This is a genomic window from Phycisphaerae bacterium, assembly GCA_041652575.1.
In the GTDB taxonomy this organism is placed as follows: Bacteria; Planctomycetota; Phycisphaerae; order Sedimentisphaerales; family UBA12454; genus UBA12454.
Genome location: JBAZHC010000002.1, coordinates 266887 through 290031, shown reverse-complemented (window position 1 = coordinate 290031; position 23145 = coordinate 266887). Strand labels below are relative to the sequence as shown.

The following is a 23145-nucleotide window of genomic DNA, read 5'->3' as shown; positions in this document are numbered from 1 at the left end:
TGTTACTTATGATTGGAATGCCGGCACTTCAACCGGTACAGCAAAAATCTATATCGATGGAATTGTGAAGGGAACAGGAACAGGAACTAACACCGGCATAACCAGCTATGGCTTGTATATCGGAGGTCCTGAAGGCAGTGCCGGTTTCAATGGCCTGATCGACGAAGTTACTTACTACAACAGAGCCTTGTCGCAGGCAGAAATACAGCAGAATATGGCTGCCATCAATGACGCTCCTCAACTTCCACCACAGCCCCCATCTCTTGAGGACAGCCTGATTTCGCACTGGAAGATGAATGAAGGCAGCGGAAATATTGCTGCAGACTCGGTTGGGTCAAATCATGGCATCCTCGCAAACTATATTGAGGGTGATCTCCCCGCATGGTCAACGGATGTTCCCGGACCTGTCTCTGGATACTCCATAAACTTTAACAATCCAACAAGTGGTGGACAAGTTATCATGAACGCAACCCCTACAGGTATAGACATAAATCAAAAGACCGTAGGAATGTGGGTCAAGGCCATCGGTGCTCAGAACTCACAAATTTATCTAATTACAAACACAGATTTTGCCGGCCATGGCTGGTTCTTGAGCCTGAACAATGGAACAACATGGGAGTATGGACACTGGGGAGTGGGCGTGGTTGATGTACCTGCTACGAATATAAACAACTGGCATTATGTTATGGCCACCAAGGATGCAACAACGATGAAACTGTATATTGACGGAGCTTTTGCAGGAAGTGCCGCTTTTTCCGGGTATAACGCTTCTGCCGGACCTTTGGTCATTGGTATGGCAGGTGCCAATCCTGTTCTTGGGCTAAATGGTCTGATTGATGAAGTTACTATTTACAATCGAGCGTTAACAGCGGCAGAAGCGTTGCAGACCTACCAAGCCACGCTGTCCGACTGCCCCGTCTCTGATTTTACAGGTGACTGCTACGTTGACTTTCAGGATTTCGCGGCACTTGCAGCAGATTGGCTTGTTTGTGGTTCGCCGTCCGGTTGTACTCCCTGATTGTTTATGCATTAGCCGCGAGAGAACAGAATTCGCTTGAGTAACAAATTTAAAAAATCAAGTAATGATTTGGTTTAGTAAGGAAGGAGTAGAATTATGATAGATGTAAAGCATATCTTAGGATACGCAGTCGTTGGTTTTCTAGTACTTGGAATATGTACTATTGTGAGTGCTCATAATCCTGTTGTAACCAACGGTCTCGTTTCACACTGGGAAATGGAAGAGGGTAGTGGGAATACCACCGTAGATTCGGTTGGATCGAATGATGGTACCTTTGCAAATTTTACTACTGGTGGCGATCTTCCCACATGGTCGACAGACGTTGCCGGGGCAGGTTCTACGTACTCGATAAGTTTTAACACCGCAAGTGGCGGACAAGTTGTCCGGAACACCTCTCCTACGGGTACAAACACAGATGGAAAGACTGTAGGACTGTGGGTCAAGGCAATCGGTCTCCAAAACCAAGAGGTTTTTCTATTCTCAAACGCAGTCGCAGGTGGCGGAGTCGGCTGGATGTTGAGATTGGTTGATAACGGAACCAAATGGGATTACGGGCACTATGGAATAGTCGCAATTACTTCGACTGCTGTAGATATTAACAAGTGGCACTATGTTGTAGCCACCAAGGAAGCAACAACGGCTAATCTGTATATTGATGGAGTTCTTGCGTATAGCAATACTATTACCGGATACAACTCCTCTACAGAAGATTTGACCATCGGCTGTGCACAAGGGGACGAAACTGTAAGTAGCGATGAGCTTGGGCTGAATGGTCTAATTGACGAAGTTACCTTTTACAATAGAGCCTTGACTGCCGAGGAAGTTTTGCAAAACTATAACGCCATGCAAATCATTAAATGTCCAACTACTGATTTGACTAATGATTGCTACGTCGACTTCCGAGACTTAGCAGCCATGGCCGCAGATTGGCTTGTTTGTGGCTGGGTAACCGGTGATTGCACATTTTAAAAAGAGCATAAAAATTTGCGTGAAAGTTTACTTAGTTATAATTTAATTTAGGAAGGAGTGTAAAAAATGAAGAAGAATATTTTAAGAGTTACAGTTATTGTGTTAATGGTGCTTGTAATGAATGTAATTTCCAATGCTACCATTGTGACCAGCGGCCTGGTTTCACATTGGACGTTTGACGAAGGCAGTGGTAGTGCCGCTGTTGACTCCGCAGGGAGTAACGCTGGCGTAATCACCGGTACAACGTCGTACATAACTGATACGGCCGGAATTGGGAGTAGCTACTCGCTGAATTTCACCAAGTCATTAGGCTCTTACGTGGCCGTGGCTGATGATGCAAGTTTGAACACGTCATCGCGAACAGTAGGCGCATGGATCAAGGTAGGCACTCCTACCGGATACGATGCCAGATATATCGTTACCAAGGTGGGGGCGGGTACTGGCGGCTGGATGCTTTGGAATAACCGCGACTGGAATGATGACAGGGTTAACTACGCCCATTGGGGCAACTTCGATCTGTCGGGAGTTGATGTACCTTATGTTTTAGATTTACACACCACATGGCACTATGTGGTTGTTACTTATGATTGGAATGCCGGCACTTCAACCGGTACAGCAAAAATCTATATCGATGGAATTGTGAAGGGAACAGGAACAGGAACTAACACCGGCATAACCAGCTATGGCTTGTATATCGGAGGTTCTGAAGGCAGTGCCGGTTTCAATGGCCTGATCGACGAAGTTACTTACTACAACAGAGCCTTGTCGCAGGCAGAAATACAGCAGAATTACGATGCCATGTTCATTCCAGAACCCTGTACTTTAGTGTTGCTGGGAGCAGGACTGGTAAGTCTTATTCATAGAAAAACCAGATAAGCATCGTAGTTCGTATTTTGGCATATGTTGCCCTTTTGTGGAAACAGGCCGATAGTAGGTTTTGCTTTCGATTTCTTGGAAGTTTTGGAAGGTTGCAGCTCCAAGGACAGCTTATTGGGGCTGTAACCTTTTTATTCTTCCGATTTTAATACTACCAGTTTTAACTGGTAGATGGAAACAACCGCCGCAGGCGGACGGGCAGCGCCCGAATACAGCAATGCCACCGGTTTTAACCGGTGGTTCTTTACTTGGTAATGGGATTTTTTAGAGGCAGTAATGCCTGGGAGTTTGGGCTGTGCATAAGACCAATGTGATGACACCCCGCGAGCGTCTGGATACTGTTTTTATCGGTCAGCAACCGGATCACACTCCAATCCTCGGCGGGTGGATTGCTTGTCCGGAGCATATTTGTCGACTGACTTCAGTAAGTCTGGACGAATTTTGGGCAAACCCGGTAGAGATCTCTATCCGTGCATACCGTCAACTCGGTAGTGATGGTTTGATAGACGTGTGCGTTCCACAAAGCAGGGACGACTATCGCATCGTTGATAAACACACCTATAAGCGGGCAGACTGCGGCATTTCACTGGAGCAGGCTGTTGCTCAAATCGGAGAGATGCCTTCGCCGGAGGAGATTGAAGCAAAGTTTGATTTTGAGAGCCAGTACTACCAATTCAGCCAGGAACTCATTCGAATGCAAAAACTTTGCGGGGAAATGCTCTGGATGCCAGCACAATGGAATGCTGGTGCGAAAGTAAGCTGGTATAACGATTTTGGCTACGAGATTTTCTTTTGTATCATTGGGATGTATTCAGACTATGCGCAAAAATTGATAGAGGTTGGCGGTGCACAAGGCCGGTGTAATGGACGCCTGGTAGCACGTGCAGTTAAAGAAGGATTGTATCCTCGAGCAGTCTTGTTGGGTGAGGATATCTGCTCACAGCGTGGCCCAATGGTCTCGCCAGATTTTCTCGAAAAGTATTATGCTCCGGCACTTCGATACGGGCTTGAACCTCTTCTTGAGGTAGGTTGTAAACCCGTGTGGCACTGTGACGGAGACGTTCGGCAGATACTTGATATGGTGATCGATTGTGGCGTACAAGGCCTGCAGGGGTTTCAACCAGAATGTGAAATGACACTGGACTATGTGTTGAACAAACGCACCCGTGATGGAAAACCATTATTGATTTTTGGCCCACTGTCGGTAACAACTGAACTGCCTGTCTGCTCACCAGAACAGATAAAGGCCAAGATACGGCAGGCAGTTAACATTTGCAAAGGCAGGGCCGATCTTGTAATATTTACGGCCAACACAATAAATCCTGACGTACCATTGTCCAATATTATCGCCATGCATGAAGCTGTGAATAATACTTTACCTTTAGGAGATGACAATAATGACAACTAACAGTCGCGGACGTAGTTACCTTCAGAATATCCAGAACAAGCTTGGTCTTGTGGAATCTCATCAAGCAGAGGCTTTCCACCAGGCTGGATTAATGATTGCGGATGCTTATCAGCAAGACCGGTTGGTACACGTGTACGGTGGCGGCGGGCATACCTGCCTGATGGTCTTTGAGATGTTTTTTCGCGCAGGCGGCCTGGCAAATATTAATCCAATTATAGGTCACGATATAAGCCCCATTTGTGAGGCTTTGAAATATCTGGAAGTAGAGCGAACACAGGGCTATGCTAATTGTTTAATTCGTTATTATGAGATTGCTAAAGATGACCTGCTGATCATTTTTCATAATATTGGAATGAACCCTACGACAATTGATGCTGCGGACGAAGCCAAAAAAAGAGGTGCCAAAATCATTGCCATTTCCTCATCTCAATGGCGAGATAATCTTCCGCTCGATCATCACATTCGACATCCTAACAAAAAGCATCTTTTTGAATATGCCAATTTGTGTATCGACGATGAAAACCCTTATGGTGATGCGGATTTTCGAGTCGAGGGCTTCGACGTACCAATTGGTCCAACTTCTACGATGGTGGATGCTTATATATCTCACAGGATTGTCATTGAGGCTGTAGCGGAAATGGTGAAACGCGGCATAGAGCCGCCAATATTCCAGAGCGCCAACATGCCCGGCGGGGATGAATATAATGCCCGTCTTATCAAGCGATATAAATCGCGTGTCAAAGGGCTTTAATTAAAAAAGATTTAATATTTCCTGAAAGGTAACTTAGATGTCAAAACCAACTGAGAGATATATTTCTCTCATCGAAAGACGGATTAAAACAATTCGAAAGGATTTGCCTTCCTTGATTGAGTTAGGCGAAAGGATGGCCGAAAATCTAATAGCCGGAGGAAATATTTTTGCACCTCCTGTGATAGAATATTGGTCTGATGAATATGACCTCCGTGCCGGCAACTTCATGGGGCTTGAATCACGTAATTATGTTTCCAACTCAGAAAAAGATGTTGCCTTTTTCCCAGTACTTGGCTATCGAGAACGAAATGTTTCCGAAAACAAAACACTTAATACACTGATAAAGAGCAAGGCAAACCTCTTTGTGCTTGGGAGAAAAGAAGATACGCAGTCGTTAAATTCTTCAGGTCGTTTTGCAGGATTTACCGGGGGTTGCGATCCCAATGAAGGGCTTTATGAAACTGAAACACTCTGCCCGTTTGCACCCACATTACAATTTGAACAAATTGTCCGAGGATGGGTTACTACCGGCGAGATGATATGTGCCTGTATACGGCAAGGCAAGATGCCGACTATTTGGTTGAGTGTCTGGCTGGAGGGAGGATGGGTAAGAAACAACCACTTTATTAAACAAGACAATCTTCACGGCCCATGGCTGCCACCGATGTTTCATGATAACTGGTATACTCCGCCATTACCAGCCGGATATGCCGGTGGCGAGTTTCTTGATGCTATAGAAAAAAGCATCAAAACTATCAAAAATCAGGCAGACATATTCGGTCGGATTGGCCAGTGGCTGGCAGAGGCGAAAAATAAAGGCCATCGGGCAGGAGCAGCAATATGTGGACATTGCTATCCAAGAATTTTGGAACTGTCCGAGGAGTTCAATTATCCCCTTGAAATATGGCCGCCTTTTAATGCCGATTTGAATCGTGCTGCGCCAGTTGAAGAACTAGGAAAAGGTGATGTAGCGATATATATGGGATATGGTCGAGTGGACACAGACGCCGTTTGGAAAATTTTGGATCGAGGCGTACGGTTGATTCATACCTCACCTTATGGCCGTCTCACGAACTTGCAAAATCACGAGAACATGCTTTGGTTTGACCTGCCCTGGCGACCTGGCGATGCCATCGTAGACATCCCAGGATATAGCGCCAGAATACTGCCCATGAGCAGCAGTGTCCAAACAGCAGCATACTTTGCCATTCTCAGTGAGATGGCAGAATGTCTGGGAGTAAGACAGAGAAATTCAGCTTGAAAATTTAACGACTTTGCGATAATCTTCTTTCACAGGATCTTTTAAAAATATGCAACATTAGAAATGAATCAAAGCGAAAACCAGATATGCAAAAAAAAAATGGTATAGAGAATATTTTAGACAAATGGCGTAATATCATAAAAAGCAAGAAACGTCAGATTATCTCATTTGAGGAAATTATACAGCAGAAAATTGAGTCACTCAAATACTGGATATATCCGGAAAAGGAACCAATTGAGGGATGGGAATATCGCCAGTTTAAATATACCCGGAAGCGAGAACGACTCTTTGTTGGCGAAGAATGGAAACCCATATATGTTGAAGATTGCTGGGGTGAAGACGACTTCAGCGCCATATTTCGCTGCAAAGCAAAGATGCCTGTAAAATTCCGGGGCAAAAATGTGGTGCTCAAGCTTTATTTTAGCGGTGACTCACTTCTCTATATTAACGACAAACCATACCATGGACAAGATCCTTTTCGTGATGTCATTCCACTTACTAATTGTGCTACCGGCCAGGAAACTTACGACTTCCAACTCGAATCCTATATTATGTGGGAAATTGTTGAACCCAAAAAACTGGAATGCTCACATTTTGCCGTTTTCGACCAGGAAATCAACGATGCATATTGGGATCTGCGGGCAGCTTTCAATGTAATGATAACAGAAGGACTTGAGCAGGAAGTAGTTGACTTACTTCGTAATGCTTTGCACAAAGCGACACGCCATATTGACCAGCGGGAACAATCCTATCAAAGGGCCAGGGAGGCAACCCTCTCGGCTCAAGAAATTATCCGCAAGGAGGTTTATGAAACCAACGTTTTTCGGAAAAAGGGTCTGATGCATCTTTGTGGCAATTCACATCTGGACATAGTTTATTTGTGGACACATGCAGAGTTCGTACGCAAAATCGGTAGAACCCATGCAACCGCCTTGCGAATGATGGAACGGTTTGCCCATTATAAGTTCTCTCAGAGCCAGCCGCTAATGTACAAGGAGATGAAGGAAAATTATCCTGATCTTCACGAGCAAGTTAAGCAACGCGTAAAGGAAGGCCGATGGGAAGTTATTGGTGCGTTTTGGGTCGAACCTGACTGCAACCTTATTTCCGGAGAGTCTTTTGTACGGCAGATACTCCATGGCGTAGATTTTATTGAACGTGAATTTAATATTACACCTAAAACTGCATGGATTCCGGATGTTTTCGGCAATGCATGGACAATGCCACAGATTCTCATTAAGTGTGGACTAAAATACTTTGTAACACACAAAATGGCTTTTTGGAATGATACAAATAAGTGGAAGCACAGTGTTTTCTGGTGGCAGAGTCCCGACGGATCCAAAATTTTTGCCACTGTTCCGCCAACACATTTTATTGGTACGATGGAACCGGATCATCTCAAACAACACTGGGACGAGTTTTCAGAGCGTGCTACAATCGGAGAAAGTCTTTACGCCTATGGCTGGGGAGACGGCGGCGGTGGTCCGGACTCAGAAATGCTGGAATATGCCAAACGATATGAAAATTTTCCCGGCATGGTCCCGACGAAAATGTCACTTGTTGAGGAATGTCTTGAACGTATGTATAACAAGGCCCTTGATGTCAATCTGCCGGTGCTTAACGATGAACTATATCTTGAAGAGCACCGTGGAGTCTATACCACTAAGGGCAGACTCAAAAAGCTTAATCGCTACTGTGAAATCCTATATCGCAAGGCGGAGATATTCTCCTGTTTTGCTCATTTAAAGTATCCTGTGATAGAATTAGATAAAGGATGGAAAGAAGTTTTAACCAATCAGTTTCACGATTCTCTTCCCGGTACTCATGTCACGGACGCATACCTTGACCTTCTCGACTCTTATAAGATAGCTACGAATATCGGTGAGCATCTGTTACGGAACGCCTTGGACGACATTGCATCAAGAACTGACACGCGTGGACATGGAAAAGCAGTGGTGATTTTTAACTCACAGCCTTATCCACGTGACTCAATTGTACGCATTGAATATTCCGAGAAGAATATTTATATACTTGACGAAAACGGTGATGAAGTACCACATCAATTCATTGCAGACTTTGAGACAGGCAAAACTATACTTATATTTCTCGCCAAGAATATTTCTTCTGTTGGTTACTCGATATACCGTTTAGTTGAAGGCAAAGGCAAAAAAATAAAATCTCCAGTTAAAGTCTCCTCAACGACCCTTGAGAATAATTTCCTTAAAGTGGTACTTAACGAGAAGGGCGAACTCCTTTCTCTTTTCGACAAACTAACTAACCGCGAACATATTAATCCTGCTAAACGCGGCAATGTGATGAAACTTTATGAAGATATTCCCGGCAAGTACGATGCATGGGATATCGAAGCACATTATACTGACCTTGAATTCGATATCTCTGGTGTGTCATCGATAGAGATTGATGAGGAAGGCCCTGTTCGTTCGAGTATCAAGATAACACGAAATTTTTGTAATTCACACATGATTCAACGTATTATTTTAGCTGCTGACTCAAGACGTGTTGATTTTGAAACTTACGTAGACTGGAAAGAACAGCATAAATTATTAAAAACGAGATTCCATACGAACATCATAACTCGAAAAGCCACTTATGATATCGCTTTTGGCAACATAGACCGTCCTACTACCAGAAACAACTCTTACGAAGAAGCCAAATTTGAAGTCCCTGCACATATGTGGATGGACCTTTCGCAGGGCGATTTCGGACTAAGTTTGCTGAACGACAGCAAATATGGCCACGAGGCGCACGATGGCACAATGACGCTAAGCCTGCTGAAAGGCCCAAAATATCCCGATCCTGTGTCTGACCAAGAGGAACACTATTTCGTCTACTCTCTATATTCACATCCAGGAGATTGGCGTTATGGCAATACGATCAAAGAAGCTCAAGATTTTAATGACCCGTTTGATGTGATATTGTGTGACAACCACGATGGTGAATTGCCTCCAAAGCAGTCGTTTTTGGCTATAGATAACGTCGGTTTAACTTTGGAGGCTCTCAAAAAAGCTGAAACATCTGATGAAATCGTAGTCCGTGTCGTCGAACGTCATGGATCGCAACATAATGCCAATATCCGATTTTGGCAGCAGCTTTGCCATGTGAGTGAATGTAACCTGCTGGAACGAGAGGACAAATCTGCCAACTTTTCCAAGCATGATATTCCGTTTATACTGTCCCCCTACGAGATAAAAACTTTTAAGATAAAATTTGCCTTTTAAAATCTTGCCAACAGACTGAGGTGCTGCTATGAGGGCAGTTGTCAACGGTTATAATTAAATGCTTTTTTTCACTTTATTTCATTGGTACAGTCCTTCTCTGTTGGATTTCCATAAACCTTTGGCTAATCTCCGTCAAAATAATTTATATAATCAACTGGCGGCACAACCGCTATATACTCGCTTATCTTAGTCAGATTATCCGGCACACCCTGCATTTCGGCTGCATTGTCTTTTGCCTGATGCGCGAAGGTATAATCTTTAAAACTTTCCCCTTCCCAATCATTAGCATCATAGGTCTGTGTTCTGTTTATAACTACAACACCATCGGCAAAGGTTTCATCTAAAAAGTATCCCTTATCAATTTCAATATATCCTTCGCCAGCCCCCACGAGTGTATGAACCCCATCGCAAAACTTAGAGCCGATGATTTCTACAACTTCATCTACGACGTGAGTACCGTTGCATAAAATTTGAGTAATCGTTCCGCTTGGCCTTATTGCTGCTTCGCCTTCGGTAATATCATCTATCACAAGAAGCAATGTTTCCAAAAGTATATCTTTTTCTCTTTCAAGTTCCCATTCTGTATCAAGTTCTTCGTTCTCCGCACAAATCATTTTGTATCTAACCGGATTGCTTGCTTCATAATCCCAACAAACACAGCACAAGCCATTGAGCCTGAGTTCTGAATATGGCAAATTCCACTCCCATTCATCGGGATTATTCTTTGGTTTGATTGTCGTATTTACAATATTATTTTTGGCCGTGAATACCTGCTTTTTACCGTTATACCACAACCATCTTACTTCATTTTCATTTACCGCTGCACCGCTGACCCACTTAACACCGTCATCGTTTGGGTATAATAAATCATACGGCAGGACATACTTTAAATAAGCATAGGGGTCTCGTTCTGCTACTGGTGGGTTTGGTCTCGGTGCTTTAGTATCTTGAACCAATGCCCTCGGCGCATCTATATGCAAAAAAGTATCTCTGAAAAAGCTTAACGGCACATTGGATTCCCAGTCTAAAACAACAACTATCCCTTCTCCTACACCTACTAAAGCAATATTCATATCTGCACCGCCAGATACGGTTGTATGGGGAGTGCCTACCAAACCGCCTTCTCCGGCGTGAACCGCATAAGGGAATAAATTTGTCGGTTCACATTTATACCACTTGCCATCTGTTTCCATTGGGGTTGAATAATGATATCGTTTTAAACTCACCGCATCTTCGGCGACAATTTTATTAGTTAAACTTAAACTGCCCACTGAGCAAGATTGCCCAAATACCACAGGACCATACGCCTCAACACCGCCTTCGCCTGACGGGCAACTTGTAGGAAAACTCTGCCTAATTTCTGTTTGTATTACTTTCTGCAATATCGTCTTTGGGGCAATTTTAAGTTCATCCGGCCAAGAGTATCTTATAAAGGTTGCATAATAGTAAGCATTGACAATCATAAAATAACTGGGAATTCCAATCGTTGTACCTACCTGTAAAGTAGCACCCATTGTAATACTGCCAACAGTGTAAGCCTCTGGGTCTTCTGGATATTCTCCATACGGCAAAACACTCCCCTCACTCCAAATATATAACGGTGCGCCCAATGAAAAATCACTGTTATACAAACCCATCCAACTTCCTAAGACCTTTTTACAAACGGCTATGGCTTCTCCTACGGAGTCCGTGCCAAATTTACCGCCACTACTATCCGTGCCGTTTGCAAGAACACTTACAATTTGTTTAGTGACAGACACATCTTTATACATTGCCAAATCAAGCAGGTCACGCATATCAACATAAACCTGCGGGTTTATATCATAATGTAATTCGCAGGTAAAAGAATCATCTTCATTTTCAGTAAAGCCAATGTAACTCGGGTCGTGACGTTCTGCAATCTTCGGATTAAAACCTATCACACCTCTTTGGGGTACTGGTCGTGTTACCAATAATGTCGAAAATATAGCTGTTAATCCTATAGTGTGACTATAACCACCCGCAGCTACATCTCCCCATCCAAACGGATAGTCAACTGTGTCAAGTTCTGGTACATTCAGTTCTCCATCGCCATTGTGTCCCCACGCTATAATATCACGCACACCATCAGCAGAGGCTTTCGTCAATACGCAAAGATGCCTAAAAGAGCTTGCCAGCTTTTCTCCATACGTTGCCGGAGTGTCCGTACAATCAGGGTCATATCCCCTTCCATAGCTCCAAGAATTGTCCCATTGCATTACTACTGTCCACGATTCGCCAGCAGCTACAACAACAAGAAGGTCATACCAATCGTCTGTCCACCCTTCTTCTGCAAGACAAGCCTGAGCACCCGTATAATAATCAGGCCATTCCCCATATACCGCTCCCCACGCAACAGGCTTATATTTACCATCTAAAATACGGCGTATGACCGCTGCGGTATGGTCTTTGCCTGCTGAAATAGATACAACTTCGTAAAGTGCATCGTTTTGTTCTGGAAGTGGCGTATCAGGGTCATAATAAAATACCGCACATTTGTTATTTGAAGTATCTCCAACACAAACAGCCTGATGCGCCGTTGTAACCAGAGCCGAGTGCCGCCATCCTGCCGAAACATCTATATACGTCCCTGCCGGTATATCACATTGACCATAAGTATTATCACCCCACGCTATAACAGAGCCATCGTAGTACAACGCCAATGCGTGCTTATCTCCAAAGGATATTTTTTTTGCATTACTTAAATCAGGTGCATTACTAACAAGTCCATTTGTATCATCACCCCATACAAACGATGAGCCAATAGCTGCGCTGATTTTATTGCCTGCGTAAACCGCAGATATTTTTTCACCGCCTAAATCGGGAATATCGGTTTCACCTTCCGTATTTGAACCCCACGCCTTTACTTCTGGATTTTTGACTACTGTTGAAATTAAATGCGTATGGTCAAGGATTACTTCTTCCTCGCTCACGATAGGATCTTCAGAGGTTTCGCACAAGTGCAGCATAGCACCATTTTTTATATAGTAAGTGTTATTTGAATCTGTAACATCTCCCGGCACGAGTATTATATGACATTCCGAAAGTACCCACCCGTTTGCAGGGTCTTGAGAAGTCGGAACATAATCGCCTACAACAATCGCCCTTGTCGCTTTAAACAATTTATTTTTATATTCTTCATCGACTAAAACAGGATACCATACTTTCTCTCCCATTGAGTAGGCTTTATCCGTCCAGTCTTTGTACGGAGTTTTAAACGGTAAAAATTTCGTATCGAAATCGCTTATTAACGGCATATCATTTGTTCTTGGACCAAACCACCTTTCGGGTCTATTGTAAACCATACCTCTAACTAATGGAGGGGTATGGTCTGAAAAATCAGGATTCCACGCATCTCTATAATGCGGAGGCTCCCCTCGTTCATTCTCTCGCATAAAAATTCCCGCTCGACCGCAAGAATATCTAAAAGTCTTTATATGCTCTCCTGCGTGGACAAAATCCCACATTGCCATAAATTCTGATTCCGTATGTAATCCAGACTCATTATGGCCGCCATACGAAGTTCTAAATGTAGCCTCTACCAAATTGAACGGGTAATACTTTTTAGCCGTTTCATAATTAAAAAAGTAGTCGTACATTTTTTCATTTTTCACTTCGCTCAGATGTTCAAGGAAGGTTACTATGCCCGCTTCACCCGTGCCCCAATACTCATCATTGACTCCCGGATGAGTGTTGTATTCAGAATTTTCCTCCACATCCATTACAACCCACGCCGAGCCGTTATATCTTTTAATAACTCCTGTCGGATATGTTCCGAAATATCGTTCCATACCTTCTACGGGAGTTACTCCACCATCATAATCTTCCCAATATAAAAAACCCCTGCGGAAATTCGCCTTATACAAGTCAGTAGCAGGCAGCCTGAAATCCCTATCACTCAAAAGCGATTCAATGGCATTTTGTAAGCCTGTATGAATTTTTGGGTTTCGAGACCAGTAACCGATGTCTTCAAGATAAGGGGCGTTCCTTTTATACCCGCCGTAATTGCAATACTGATTCCCATCATAAATATATGACCGAGTAAACCCGTCCAAAAAACCATTCAAAATACCCCAGGCATCTCTACGTTCAAAAGTAATTTGATAAGGTTCTATATCTTGTTGCCACCATCCCATTCTTGCACGAATTCCAAACACTGGACCAAGATATTCCGGTGCGGTTATATGCTTCGCTGACACATCAACTTTAAAAACATCTCCCTGTTTATAAATAGGTTTCCACAAACCTGATAAATTACTATGAGCTATTTCTTTATACGCAAATATTGCCCGCCTTAACTGTTCTTCAGGACAGACGAACGGTGGAAAATACATTGATGGATGCTGCGTTTTAAAATCATTCAACCACCAGTACGTATTATCTCTGACACTTTCATTTATAATAGTTAGTCCTGGAAAATTTGGCAGCCAGTCAGATAGATAGTTTGCATCATCGGGCACAAGCTGCCAGTTATCAGATTCGAGATACTCAGATGCCAAAGGAATCCATTCAACGGCAAGGTCTATTCGCTCTTCCCAGAATCCATCAACATCATCTTTTGGGTTTACAGATTCGATGCCTTCCTGTTCGGAATTATTGACAGGTTTTAAAGCCTGAAAAATTCTGATATGAACTGTATCGCCGTCACCGTCTGTTTCCTCTATTCGTACCTGTTTATCTTTTGGGTACGAACCTGCCGACCATTCCGTCCCCGTCCATACTCTCGGTGGTACAGCAGGAAGCTGTATGTCTCGCTGTGCCTGCCAGCCTCCCTGCCAGCTTACCTTGTCGCCTTTGTCATATCCCGCCGTAAAGTTTTTGAGCCACGTATCAAAATGACATTTGCTTTTCAACGCATTTGCTTCAAGCTCATCGTCATAATACTCGTAAAGTCCGGGCGGCCCTTCAAAATATAAATCCCAATCTTCACTCTGTTCGTATTTGACGTGAGGTACTGTTTTTATAAGTGTAATCGGAACTGTGGAAGTTTCTTTATTTGCTTCCCACAAATGGCCTAAATAAAATTTGACACTGCCCGTAACATAAGTCTTGCCGCTTTCCCAATTAATAGGGTCGTGCCCGGAAGTTTCATCGTATGCGCTGCATATTTGAGGTGTTAAATTTTCCTTATTTTTATACCGGATATACCGACCCTCAATTTCAACGCCGTTCTCGTCTTTATACTTCATTCCGTGTGAAGTGTCGAATACTGATATTTCCCAGTCGCCTGCGTACCAGCAAATATCTGCCCACGTATCGTGGCCGCCTTCTATTATTTGCGGATTTGGTCTTGCCGTCGGTTTTTTATTTACTCCCCATCGAAAAACCGAGCTGTCATAATTACCGGCGTGGATATTATGTAACAAAAAGATTTTAACCAAAATATCACGGTGCATCTCCCAACTGATGTCTATTTTTTTATTTGCCGCAATACCGGCTCTAATAGTTTTCCAGTCGGCGGTTTCAAATTTATTTTGATTCAAAGTCATTAGTACACAATCCGCAAACGACCATCAGCCCATATTGCTTTGGCATCTTCCGTTTCACCTCTCGGCGTTAAAGTGTGAGCAAGCAAATATCTCGTTGAATCATCCTCAAGTTTACGGCTTCTTATCCAAATAGTTGCCCCAACCGGAAATATCGGGAATGTCTGGGCAATAGGCACTTCACTTCCCTCTATATCAAAACCTGCAACGAACTCAATTTTTATTTCATCATATAACTCGTACTCGGCGGTATTTTCTGCAGGGTTCAATGCCATATTAGTAACCGCAGGGTCGGCTATTACCTTATAAACACGGTTGTTTCCGGTATATAGTACATAAGCATCTTTTGCGTAAGGTGTATTTTCAGGATTCCATTCGGCATATACGCTGCTTTTTTTCCTTACTCGATAGAATCCACCGCCGGCATAACCTTCCGAACCCTCACCAACTGTAAAATCAGGTTCATCAAGACTGGTAACAACAACAGCTTCCTCTACACCTGAGCTACCGCTACTGCCGCCGCCAGAAGCACCAAATCTTACGACAGCCCATTTCGTACCTGTGCCTGCTTCTTTCCAAAGTATCGACACTGCCCCGCCTTCGGCACTATCCAAAAGGGTGTGGTCACCATCCCTGACATCGGCAAACTTATGAGCCTCGTCAGTGGCATTTATCTGGACCTGACAAACTCCGTAAGCCCAGGCCCTGCCTATCGAGCCATCTGGTATGGGTTCAGCACAAATAACAAAGCGCCCACCTTCATGGTCGTTTGTAGAGGGTGTGTGGCCTGTCAATACTATCGAGTTTTTGAATTGAGTAAGAGCGGCAGAGTCTGTTGGGCTGAAAACTACACCGGAAATCCCAAGAACATCAAACCTTGAAGCATCCCAGCCGGATGAGTTTTTTACAAGAACAATCTGGCTATCCCCGCCAGAACCAACGCCAGAGCCTCCGTTGAGTTTGCTGCGCTGATAGGCTTCTGCTGTGTCGAGCATTGCATTGTACGCCCTTGCCGAAACAGCCAACTTCTGACCTGCCTGAACTCTTTTGAAACTATCACCCATTTAGATACCAAGCCCACCAAAATCGCCGTATTCATACACCTGTTCAATAAACACCGCCGAAGGTTTTTTAATTAAGACCTTTGCATTATCATCATCAGCATCTTCATACCTGACCCAAAGAAACTCCCACCCTTTTTTAGCGATGCCTGATATATCGCCAATCGTTTTGTCTGTAACATTCGAACTTGCGGCAAACTTGAACGCAATTTCCCAATCACCATAATTGCCCCGCTTTGAGCCTGATGCACCCATAAACAAAACCTCACCCGCAGCATTTCCTTTCCACGCTGAATTATTTATTTTGCCTGTAAGGTTTTTAAGTGCAGCCTTATAGTTGTCTGTCACTTCTGAATGGTCAAAGTAATAAACATCTGTCCAGGTATAAACAGGAACAACAATATCGCATCCGTTTACGCTGTTATTGTCAACGCATATCGCCCCTTTAAAATCCGGAGCGGTCTTACCTGCCGGAGCATACTTCTGAATAGTTGCAAGGCTTTGGGTAATATGCTGAGTGCCGCCACCTGTTTCAAATGAATAATTAGACTCGCTCTTGTCTCTACTGCTGTTGTTGTAGCCGTATCTGGCAACTCCCTCCCATATCGCTGATGCTATTTGCTTAACCTCACACCCGATAAGCGGCAAGTCATTCCACTTTTCAGGAACAATACCTTCTAATGCCTCCGTAGCAGCAATATCATCATCTGTCCCCTGAATAATGTACTCTATCTGCGCGCTGCCACCATTACCAGACTTCGGTTTGTAAAGGTTGCGACCAAGATATTTTTCTTCAACTCTTACACTACTCATTCGGCAAACTCATCTCCGCTATCGGCAGTATTATCAGCGATTTCTTCTGTGTTGTCTGCGGTTGCCTGCGATGCTGCCGCTATCTTTTGCATCACGCCGCCTGCACCGAGCATTGAAAGGCCGGATGCGCTGAATGTGCCGATTGCCGATGCACTACCTGCCATCGCCAGCGTATCGCCAAACTTCGGGATATTCGGCCTTTGAGGCATCTGGGCATCTGCCGGCTCTGCGGCCCTGTTGAGAGATGCCTGCCACTGGCCTTTGGCCTTGGCAAGTTCTTGGGCATTTTTTTTGAGCCTATCTTCGGCTTCTTTGTTATTGGCCTCAATATCAGCGGTGTAGGCATTGGCAATATTATCTTTGTCCTGTTCATAGCCAGCCTTTGCCGCCGAGCGTGAAGAAGCCCGCTGCGATTCAATGGCCTGCAAATCCTTTTGGGTTTCCGCATCCCTGTCGGCCTTATCCTGAGCGAGCGAATCGTCAAGAGTTTTTTTGGCCGAAGCATCGTCAAATTCCGGATTCATCAGCTTTTGCCACCAAATCCAAGCACCCATAGCTTTTTTGACACACCAATCGACAACGCTTCCATAGACAGACTTAAAGCTGGTCCAAACCGATTTCAAAAGGGCAACCAATTCAATCCAAGCAGTTTTGATGCCATAAACGGCTGTGTCCCAAATCAAGACCATCGAATAGCCGATGCCATTCCAGTATTCCAGAAACTTGCTTTTAAACGAAAGCCATACCTCCAAAAGAACCTGCTTGCCCTTGAGAAACTCCATCTTTAAAGTCAGCCAAAGTATTCGAGCGGCAAGAGCAATATCGCCTTTTGCGAGTGCCTGAGCGATTCCATTAAAAGCCTTCGTTGCATCATCCTTCAGTGTCATAAAACAGTTACCAAGCCAGGAAAGCAACTGGCTGCCATATCCACTGAAATATAAAAACGCCGCAACACCCGCTGTGAGTGCCGTTACGACAAGGCCGAGCGGGGAAAGTATGAACATTAATACAGTTTTAATTACAGCAAACAAAGTGAGAACGATTTTGAGCATCGCTCCTGCAAGCACCATCGCTTTGCCAAGTATCATAAACGCTGCACCTGTCGCCATAAGAGCTGCGCCGAGATACAAAACCATTGTAACAACGCCAGGATTAGCCTTAACCCAATCAGAACAGGCCTTAACAACCTGTCCGTATTTTACAGCAAGGTCTTTGAGTATCGGGATAATTGCCGAGCCAACCCTGAACATTCCCATCTTGAGAATATCTGTCAGTTTTTTGGTTTCTTCATGAAATTCCGCCGCAGCCTCAGCGTCATCTGTGCTCATAATCAGGCCGAGTTTTTCAGCTTCGCCAATCATAGCATTTATGCCATCTTTGCCGCGAGCAAACATCGGCAACAACTCTGTCCCGGAACGACCAAATATCTTCATCGCCAATGCCGCCCTTGCCGTTGGGTCTGCCAGTGAACCTATACGCCCGGCGATTTCCTTAAACTGCTCCTCTGGTGTAAGTTTTTGCAATTCGGCAACAGTGAGGCCAAGTTGAGCAAGAGCTTTGACCACACCCTTAGTTCCGTTTTGTGCTGCAAAGAGGTTTTTCTGCATAAACCTGAAACTTTTGCCGAGCCCTTCAAGGCTGCCTCCGGATTGCCTGGCAACATACCCGAGCCCGCTGAGAGCCTCCACACCGACCCCTGTCTTTTTAGACATCTCCTCAAGGTCATGCCCTATACTGCCGGCCTTAACAGATGCAGCAACGAGCGAACCAACAATGGCCGTTCCTGCCATCATAACCTGCCTGCCCATCGCAGAAACAGAACGACCCCAAGAAGTCAAAGACTTCTCGCAGGAACGCAAGCCCCTGACAAACGGATTCTTATCTAAGAATACCTCTACATATGCACGACCTGCCTTTATTGCACCAGTATTTGCCATTTACGTTGCTCCAAGCATTTTTTTAAGAACGTTCATATTGTCCTTTGTAAGAACAACAGCTTCTTTTTTGTTTGTGTCGGCACAGTAAGGATTGAAGTCGGAAGGCTTAAACACCTTACTTTTCTTCGGGTCTCGATTGCAATTAGCAATTAAGGCCATAAGATTAGAAGCCCTCGACCATACATCCTTACCCCTGCCTTCGGACATCCAAAGAAGTTCCCGAAGCGTAAGATTGGCAGGGTCAATACCGATTGCACCGGCCAACTGGTAAATCAGTTTCCAAGTATCCTGTTGAGTTCCACCTTGGGATTCATCGCTTCCAGCTTCATCTTCACCCTCTCGACTGCGAGCTCTATCATTTCCTTCTGCGCGGATGCGGCCTTTGCTCTGTCGGGCCTGCCGCGCTTCTGGAAAAAATCAATAAGCTCCTCATAAAGAGCAGTTTGAACAGCAAGAATAGCATCACCGCCGAGAGAGCGGCCAAAATCTGAATCTGTAACTCCAAGCTGGTCGGCCTGCGGCTTGATTAAACAGTACACAACATCGCATAAAAGAATCTCATCAGTACCAAGCCTTGTGAGCAGAGGGGGCTCGCCCGCCTCCGGCTCGACGAGATTGACACCAAGTAAATCCCTGACACGCTTAACACTGTCGATCGTCATTGACACCGACCAGGTTTTTCCAGCACTATCCGTAAACACCTTCATAATACTTCACTCCTTCAATATACAAATTACGCCTCCGGCTCAGACTCAACAGCACTGGTGTACTTTGCTGTAACTTTCGCCGTGATAGCATCTCCGATAGGCTCGTTTTGAACGATGCTGGTAATAACAAAATTTCCACTAAGTCCTACACCGCCCGATGAAACGGTTATTGTAAGCTGAGTATTGTTAATAAGTGCCGCATAGCAGGAAGATGTGGCATCGCCATCCGCGCCGACTACCATTTCCCATTCAATCGTGCCCTCTTTGAGGGATGTCGCTACGGCCTTCCAGCCATCGTTGCCCCTTGTGGTGACATCAATCTCGTTAGCTTCAATCGAAATGGTAACATCTTTCGCACTTGTTACCTCCGTTTCTCCAATCGTCAGAACACCATCTTTTCCTAATACGAATTTATTTGCCATTACGAAAACTCCTAAAAAACTTAACCTTTGTCTGCCTTTTACATACTGTTTTTCAATATCTTACAGATAGTCTGCTGATTCTTTTCGAGGGCCGGATACATATACGGCCTTGGCTTTATAAACACATTTCGCCTGCCGCCTAACCTGCGGCTATTGGCTTTCGCAGAACCGCCAAACTCAAGCGTATGGGGAGCATCTTTGCCCTGGCGGCCACCCAACAGCACTGGGCCGACAACAACTGTTTCCTTTGATGGTTCATACGCATACATGATAAATCTCTTCAATAACCCCGTATGACTCAGCGGTGGTTTGCCCGGCCTGCTGACAGCGTTATGGTTTTTCGCATCCCTGATTGACCTTCTGGCCGTAAGCCTTATTAAGCCGCCGATATGATTAAGCGTTTTCCGCGCAGCCTTACTGACAGCCCTGATAACCTTTGCCCTGTCGAAGAAAAGTTTTTTAACTTCAAACAGCTTTTTATTGGTCATGCCAATCATTAGGAAAAACAGCCCATATAAATATTTGCCTTCATCGCATTGGTGAGAGCTGTTACCTCTACGGCAATCCAATCAATGTCAAGACCATCAAAACTTGCAACGCATACCATATCGTTGCCGCTGTTTGGTGTTTTTATGTCGAGCGGCCAGTATGCTGTAACAGTCGCAGTATCGGCATATCGCTGTAAATCAGTTACAGCCTGCGACTGCGGGTCACGAAGGCAAGCCATCTTGCCAAGGGTCCAGGCAATGTCGGCAATAAGTATCGCCGGCCCGGCATCACCCCTGCCGCCATATAACCTTGTCTGGACAATACCATCGTCACTCCCGATGGCGGCAACAAGGATTTGAATCCCTCGTATCACTGACGATGCTGTGTTATGAGCATACGATGGTTTGCAATCCATTGTGCCGACGGCAAGTGGTGTATCGACAGCTTCAACTGAACGTATTTTCTGCCAACCTTGATTATGAATTCCCATATTAAAAATCCTTTCTCTGGTCATTCATATTTTCCATCAGGTAATTAACGGTAATCTTCTAAACGGACTATCAGGGGAAAGCGTGCCTATTGTATCGCCGTGTTGAGTGCCCTTTAATACTTTAGATGTGGCCAATTGTTGTGGGAATTTAATGTTCGCACTTCCCATTTGATAATAATACTGACTGCCGAGGGTTAATACCGGACGATAACCGTTATACGGACAAGACAATGTGCCATAAATCAAATTTCCTGTTATAGTGATAATTCCTGATGCATTATTGAAAACTCCCACTGCCGACTTGTCATATTCACTCCCAAGAACATTACCATTTATGTTAATAGCACCCGAAGACATATTATAAAGACCGAAATTATTTGAGCCGGCCCCACCGCGAACATTACCTGTAATATCTATCTGTCCAGTCGAAGAATTTCTTAAACCATACGCGGAAGATATACCACCACCACCCCATAAATTCGCACATACAATTATGATGTGTGCCGCCTGTGTATTATCTATCGCAATAGCCCCGGACGCACTTCCGGCAGTTATTTGGCCGGCATTTATTGTAAGTGTGTATGTCGTACCGCTAACAGCAATAAAACCACCGTTTCTTGTCCCTGCCGTAATTGATGCGGCGTTAATAGCAAGATTACCCAATCCTGCCCCTGCATCTAAGCTCACAATCAAATAGCCGGTCTTTGATGGACTTCTCAAAGCAAGCAATGTACCTGATGCCGGTATAGTAGCTATATCCATCGTAATAGCATAACCGTTCAAATCGGCAATATCGCCATCGCCGGGAGTTGATACGATATTGCCGTTTATTGCAGCATCGTACCAATTCATCGTACTCCAATTGCCGATAGCGTGGGCATACTTTATCATTATGCCTGACCTCTCGCTTTGGAAATCATCAGGGCAACTTCTTCCTGTGAATAGTTATAACTTTTTTTACGTTTTGATATTTCTCTGTACTTCATATTTTAAAACCTAACTTGCCGTTTTATATTTCACAGACAAAACACTTGTAAAAATGCCATCCTGGGCCAAATCATCGAGCGAATAAAGCGGATCGATGGCCACACCTGAATAACACACGTTAATATCTCTGAGGTCAGTTTGACTTATCGCAGAAACCAATTCAAAACAAAACGCAACCAAACTGTCAAACTCCGGCTCAATCGGAGCATCTAACTTTTTCTGTATGGCAACGTCAATCGTGTGGTCATACATATTTTTGTCACGGGACAAAATACTGACATCCACATTCCTCGGAATTACCGTAACCTGTAAATCGGACAGGTCTTTGATTTCAAACGGCGGCAACACAGACATTTTGGCAACAAACTGCTTACCAAAAGAACCGCCATTGAGAGCTGCTACGAGGGCATCCGATATTTGAATCGTATTAACTGACATCTGTGGTTTCCTTATTGACGATACCATCAACATTTTGTGAATCAAACGCCGCCGACTTCATCAAACAAGGCCGCTGGCGGCATACACTGCAAAATTCGTGCAACACACCTATCAATCGCTCTTCCTGGGCAGTTTTATCTTTCATCATTACCTGAAGAGAATTGACAAGTGTCCAATTGCTCCAAATAAGATACGCGACAAGAACCAGACAAAGACCAAGCTCACCGTATTTGAGTATCGTACCGGCAAGGCCGCCAACCTGCTCAACTGCAATTTCCGATGTAGAATTTGATAACATTATAAAAGGTAAACTCGCTGCGATAATTTTATATCGAATCATTAGCTTACATCTCCTGTTCTTTTGGTGTGAATTCTCATTGTCTTTCCAAACGCATCACTGAACCGCCAGCAGCCATCACCAGCCAGAAACAAGACTTCATATTCACAGCTTCCAAGCTCTATCTTGTCACCGTGCTGGGGCGTAATAGCACTTCCATTAAGTACTAAATCTGCTGTCGATATTAGAAAATCAATAATGTCGGTCTTAATCTTGGCACCACCACCATCGTCAACCTCTACTTTCGTACTGCCAATAATCGCCTTAACAACAACACTGTCTTGGCCCCTGCGATATGCAACTTCGCTCGAGGCGAATTGTTTAAGTTGTGCCTGCAGATAATCAGAACCGGTTTCAAGTAGATTTGACATTTCACTGCTCCGAAAACCTCCACAGGTTCGGACCCACCTATGCCTGTGGAGGAATAATCGTCAAATT

General features: G+C 44.4%; 20 protein-coding genes. 7 read left to right on the top strand and 13 right to left on the bottom strand.

All coding sequences use genetic code 11. From position 1 onward, the window contains the following. From WC496_02905 to WC496_02875, 7 genes are all read left to right on the top strand, one after another. Positions 1 to 1018, top strand: a 1018-nt coding sequence (locus WC496_02905) for a LamG-like jellyroll fold domain-containing protein (protein ID MFA5291964.1), incomplete at its 5' end; no start/stop codon positions are given. Positions 1019 to 1114: 96 nt separating this feature from the next. After that, on the top strand, positions 1115 to 1987 hold the full coding sequence (locus WC496_02900; protein MFA5291963.1) for a LamG domain-containing protein: 873 nt from the start codon (positions 1115 to 1117) through the stop codon (positions 1985 to 1987). Between the two features lie 66 nt (positions 1988 to 2053). Further along, on the top strand, positions 2054 to 2863 hold the full coding sequence (locus tag WC496_02895) for a LamG domain-containing protein (GenBank protein MFA5291962.1): 810 nt from the start codon (positions 2054 to 2056) through the stop codon (positions 2861 to 2863). A 295-nt stretch (positions 2864 to 3158) separates the two neighbouring features. After that, positions 3159 to 4271, top strand: coding sequence for a hypothetical protein (locus WC496_02890; protein MFA5291961.1), 1113 nt, complete (start codon positions 3159 to 3161; stop codon positions 4269 to 4271). Beyond that, entirely contained in the window at positions 4261 to 5022 is a 762-nt protein-coding gene (locus tag WC496_02885; protein ID MFA5291960.1) for a sugar isomerase domain-containing protein, read from the top strand. The genes WC496_02890 and WC496_02885 overlap by 11 nt, the downstream gene beginning before the upstream one ends. Before the next feature lie 37 nt (positions 5023 to 5059). Beyond that, positions 5060 to 6283: a hypothetical protein gene (locus WC496_02880; protein MFA5291959.1), complete on the top strand. Its 1224-nt coding sequence runs from the start codon at positions 5060 to 5062 to the stop codon at positions 6281 to 6283. A gap of 86 nt (positions 6284 to 6369) precedes the next feature. Continuing rightward, entirely contained in the window at positions 6370 to 9522 is a 3153-nt protein-coding gene (locus WC496_02875; protein MFA5291958.1) for a glycoside hydrolase family 38 C-terminal domain-containing protein, read from the top strand. A gap of 122 nt (positions 9523 to 9644) precedes the next feature. On the opposite strand, the gene WC496_02870 is transcribed toward WC496_02875, so the two are convergent. The 13 genes from WC496_02870 to WC496_02810 all read right to left on the bottom strand — a co-directional run bounded on the left by WC496_02870 (position 9645) and on the right by WC496_02810 (position 23078). Next, positions 9645 to 15029, bottom strand: coding sequence for a hypothetical protein (locus WC496_02870; GenBank protein ID MFA5291957.1), 5385 nt, complete (start codon positions 15027 to 15029; stop codon positions 9645 to 9647). After that, on the bottom strand, positions 15029 to 16090 hold the full coding sequence (locus WC496_02865) for a hypothetical protein (protein MFA5291956.1): 1062 nt from the start codon (positions 16088 to 16090) through the stop codon (positions 15029 to 15031). Before WC496_02865 ends, WC496_02870 begins: the two co-directional genes overlap by 1 nt. After that, positions 16091 to 16900 (bottom strand): hypothetical protein, encoded by an 810-nt coding sequence (locus WC496_02860; protein MFA5291955.1) that lies wholly within the window; start codon positions 16898 to 16900, stop codon positions 16091 to 16093. After that, a complete protein-coding gene (locus WC496_02855; protein ID MFA5291954.1) occupies positions 16897 to 18837 on the bottom strand; it encodes a cell envelope integrity protein TolA in 1941 nt (646 codons plus the stop codon). Before WC496_02855 ends, WC496_02860 begins: the two co-directional genes overlap by 4 nt. Further along, a complete protein-coding gene (locus WC496_02850) occupies positions 18838 to 19101 on the bottom strand; it encodes a hypothetical protein (protein ID MFA5291953.1) in 264 nt (87 codons plus the stop codon). Between the two features lie 8 nt (positions 19102 to 19109). Further along, positions 19110 to 19499, bottom strand: coding sequence for a hypothetical protein (locus tag WC496_02845; protein ID MFA5291952.1), 390 nt, complete (start codon positions 19497 to 19499; stop codon positions 19110 to 19112). 71 nt (positions 19500 to 19570) lie between these two features. Further along, positions 19571 to 19966 carry a phage tail tube protein gene (locus WC496_02840; GenBank protein MFA5291951.1) on the bottom strand — a complete coding sequence of 132 codons (396 nt, stop codon included), beginning with the start codon at positions 19964 to 19966 and terminating at the stop codon, positions 19571 to 19573. Between the two features lie 38 nt (positions 19967 to 20004). Beyond that, positions 20005 to 20454 carry a hypothetical protein gene (locus WC496_02835; protein ID MFA5291950.1) on the bottom strand — a complete coding sequence of 150 codons (450 nt, stop codon included), beginning with the start codon at positions 20452 to 20454 and terminating at the stop codon, positions 20005 to 20007. Positions 20455 to 20462: 8 nt separating this feature from the next. Then, complete coding sequence (locus WC496_02830; protein ID MFA5291949.1) at positions 20463 to 20969, bottom strand: hypothetical protein; 507 nt, start codon at positions 20967 to 20969, stop codon at positions 20463 to 20465. A 12-nt stretch (positions 20970 to 20981) separates the two neighbouring features. After that, entirely contained in the window at positions 20982 to 21836 is an 855-nt protein-coding gene (locus tag WC496_02825) for a hypothetical protein (GenBank protein ID MFA5291948.1), read from the bottom strand. 105 nt (positions 21837 to 21941) lie between these two features. Continuing rightward, entirely contained in the window at positions 21942 to 22370 is a 429-nt protein-coding gene (locus WC496_02820) for a hypothetical protein (GenBank protein ID MFA5291947.1), read from the bottom strand. Then, positions 22360 to 22710 carry a hypothetical protein gene (locus WC496_02815; protein MFA5291946.1) on the bottom strand — a complete coding sequence of 117 codons (351 nt, stop codon included), beginning with the start codon at positions 22708 to 22710 and terminating at the stop codon, positions 22360 to 22362. The genes WC496_02820 and WC496_02815 overlap by 11 nt, the downstream gene beginning before the upstream one ends. Then, positions 22710 to 23078, bottom strand: a complete 369-nt coding sequence (locus tag WC496_02810; protein ID MFA5291945.1) for a hypothetical protein — start codon at positions 23076 to 23078, stop codon at positions 22710 to 22712. The genes WC496_02815 and WC496_02810 overlap by 1 nt, the downstream gene beginning before the upstream one ends. Between the last annotated feature and the right edge of the window lie 67 nt (positions 23079 to 23145).

Bases quoted from the DNA above. Each gene is read 5' to 3' on its own strand.
- WC496_02900 (MFA5291963.1), top strand. From the start codon at position 1,115: ATGATAGATGTAAAGCATATCTTAGGATACGCAGTCGTTGGTTTTCTA.
- WC496_02895 (MFA5291962.1), top strand. From the start codon at position 2,054: ATGAAGAAGAATATTTTAAGAGTTACAGTTATTGTGTTAATGGTGCTT.
- WC496_02885 (MFA5291960.1), top strand. From the start codon at position 4,261: ATGACAACTAACAGTCGCGGACGTAGTTACCTTCAGAATATCCAGAAC.
- WC496_02880 (MFA5291959.1), top strand. From the start codon at position 5,060: ATGTCAAAACCAACTGAGAGATATATTTCTCTCATCGAAAGACGGATT.
- WC496_02875 (MFA5291958.1), top strand. From the start codon at position 6,370: ATGCAAAAAAAAAATGGTATAGAGAATATTTTAGACAAATGGCGTAAT.
- WC496_02870 (MFA5291957.1), bottom strand. From the start codon at position 15,029: ATGACTTTGAATCAAAATAAATTTGAAACCGCCGACTGGAAAACTATT.
- WC496_02865 (MFA5291956.1), bottom strand. From the start codon at position 16,090: ATGGGTGATAGTTTCAAAAGAGTTCAGGCAGGTCAGAAGTTGGCTGTT.
- WC496_02860 (MFA5291955.1), bottom strand. From the start codon at position 16,900: ATGAGTAGTGTAAGAGTTGAAGAAAAATATCTTGGTCGCAACCTTTAC.
- WC496_02855 (MFA5291954.1), bottom strand. From the start codon at position 18,837: ATGGCAAATACTGGTGCAATAAAGGCAGGTCGTGCATATGTAGAGGTA.
- WC496_02845 (MFA5291952.1), bottom strand. From the start codon at position 19,499: ATGACGATCGACAGTGTTAAGCGTGTCAGGGATTTACTTGGTGTCAAT.
- WC496_02840 (MFA5291951.1), bottom strand. From the start codon at position 19,966: ATGGCAAATAAATTCGTATTAGGAAAAGATGGTGTTCTGACGATTGGA.
- WC496_02835 (MFA5291950.1), bottom strand. From the start codon at position 20,454: ATGACCAATAAAAAGCTGTTTGAAGTTAAAAAACTTTTCTTCGACAGG.
- WC496_02830 (MFA5291949.1), bottom strand. From the start codon at position 20,969: ATGACCAGAGAAAGGATTTTTAATATGGGAATTCATAATCAAGGTTGG.
- WC496_02825 (MFA5291948.1), bottom strand. From the start codon at position 21,836: ATGATAAAGTATGCCCACGCTATCGGCAATTGGAGTACGATGAATTGG.
- WC496_02820 (MFA5291947.1), bottom strand. From the start codon at position 22,370: ATGTCAGTTAATACGATTCAAATATCGGATGCCCTCGTAGCAGCTCTC.
- WC496_02815 (MFA5291946.1), bottom strand. From the start codon at position 22,710: ATGATTCGATATAAAATTATCGCAGCGAGTTTACCTTTTATAATGTTA.
- WC496_02810 (MFA5291945.1), bottom strand. From the start codon at position 23,078: ATGTCAAATCTACTTGAAACCGGTTCTGATTATCTGCAGGCACAACTT.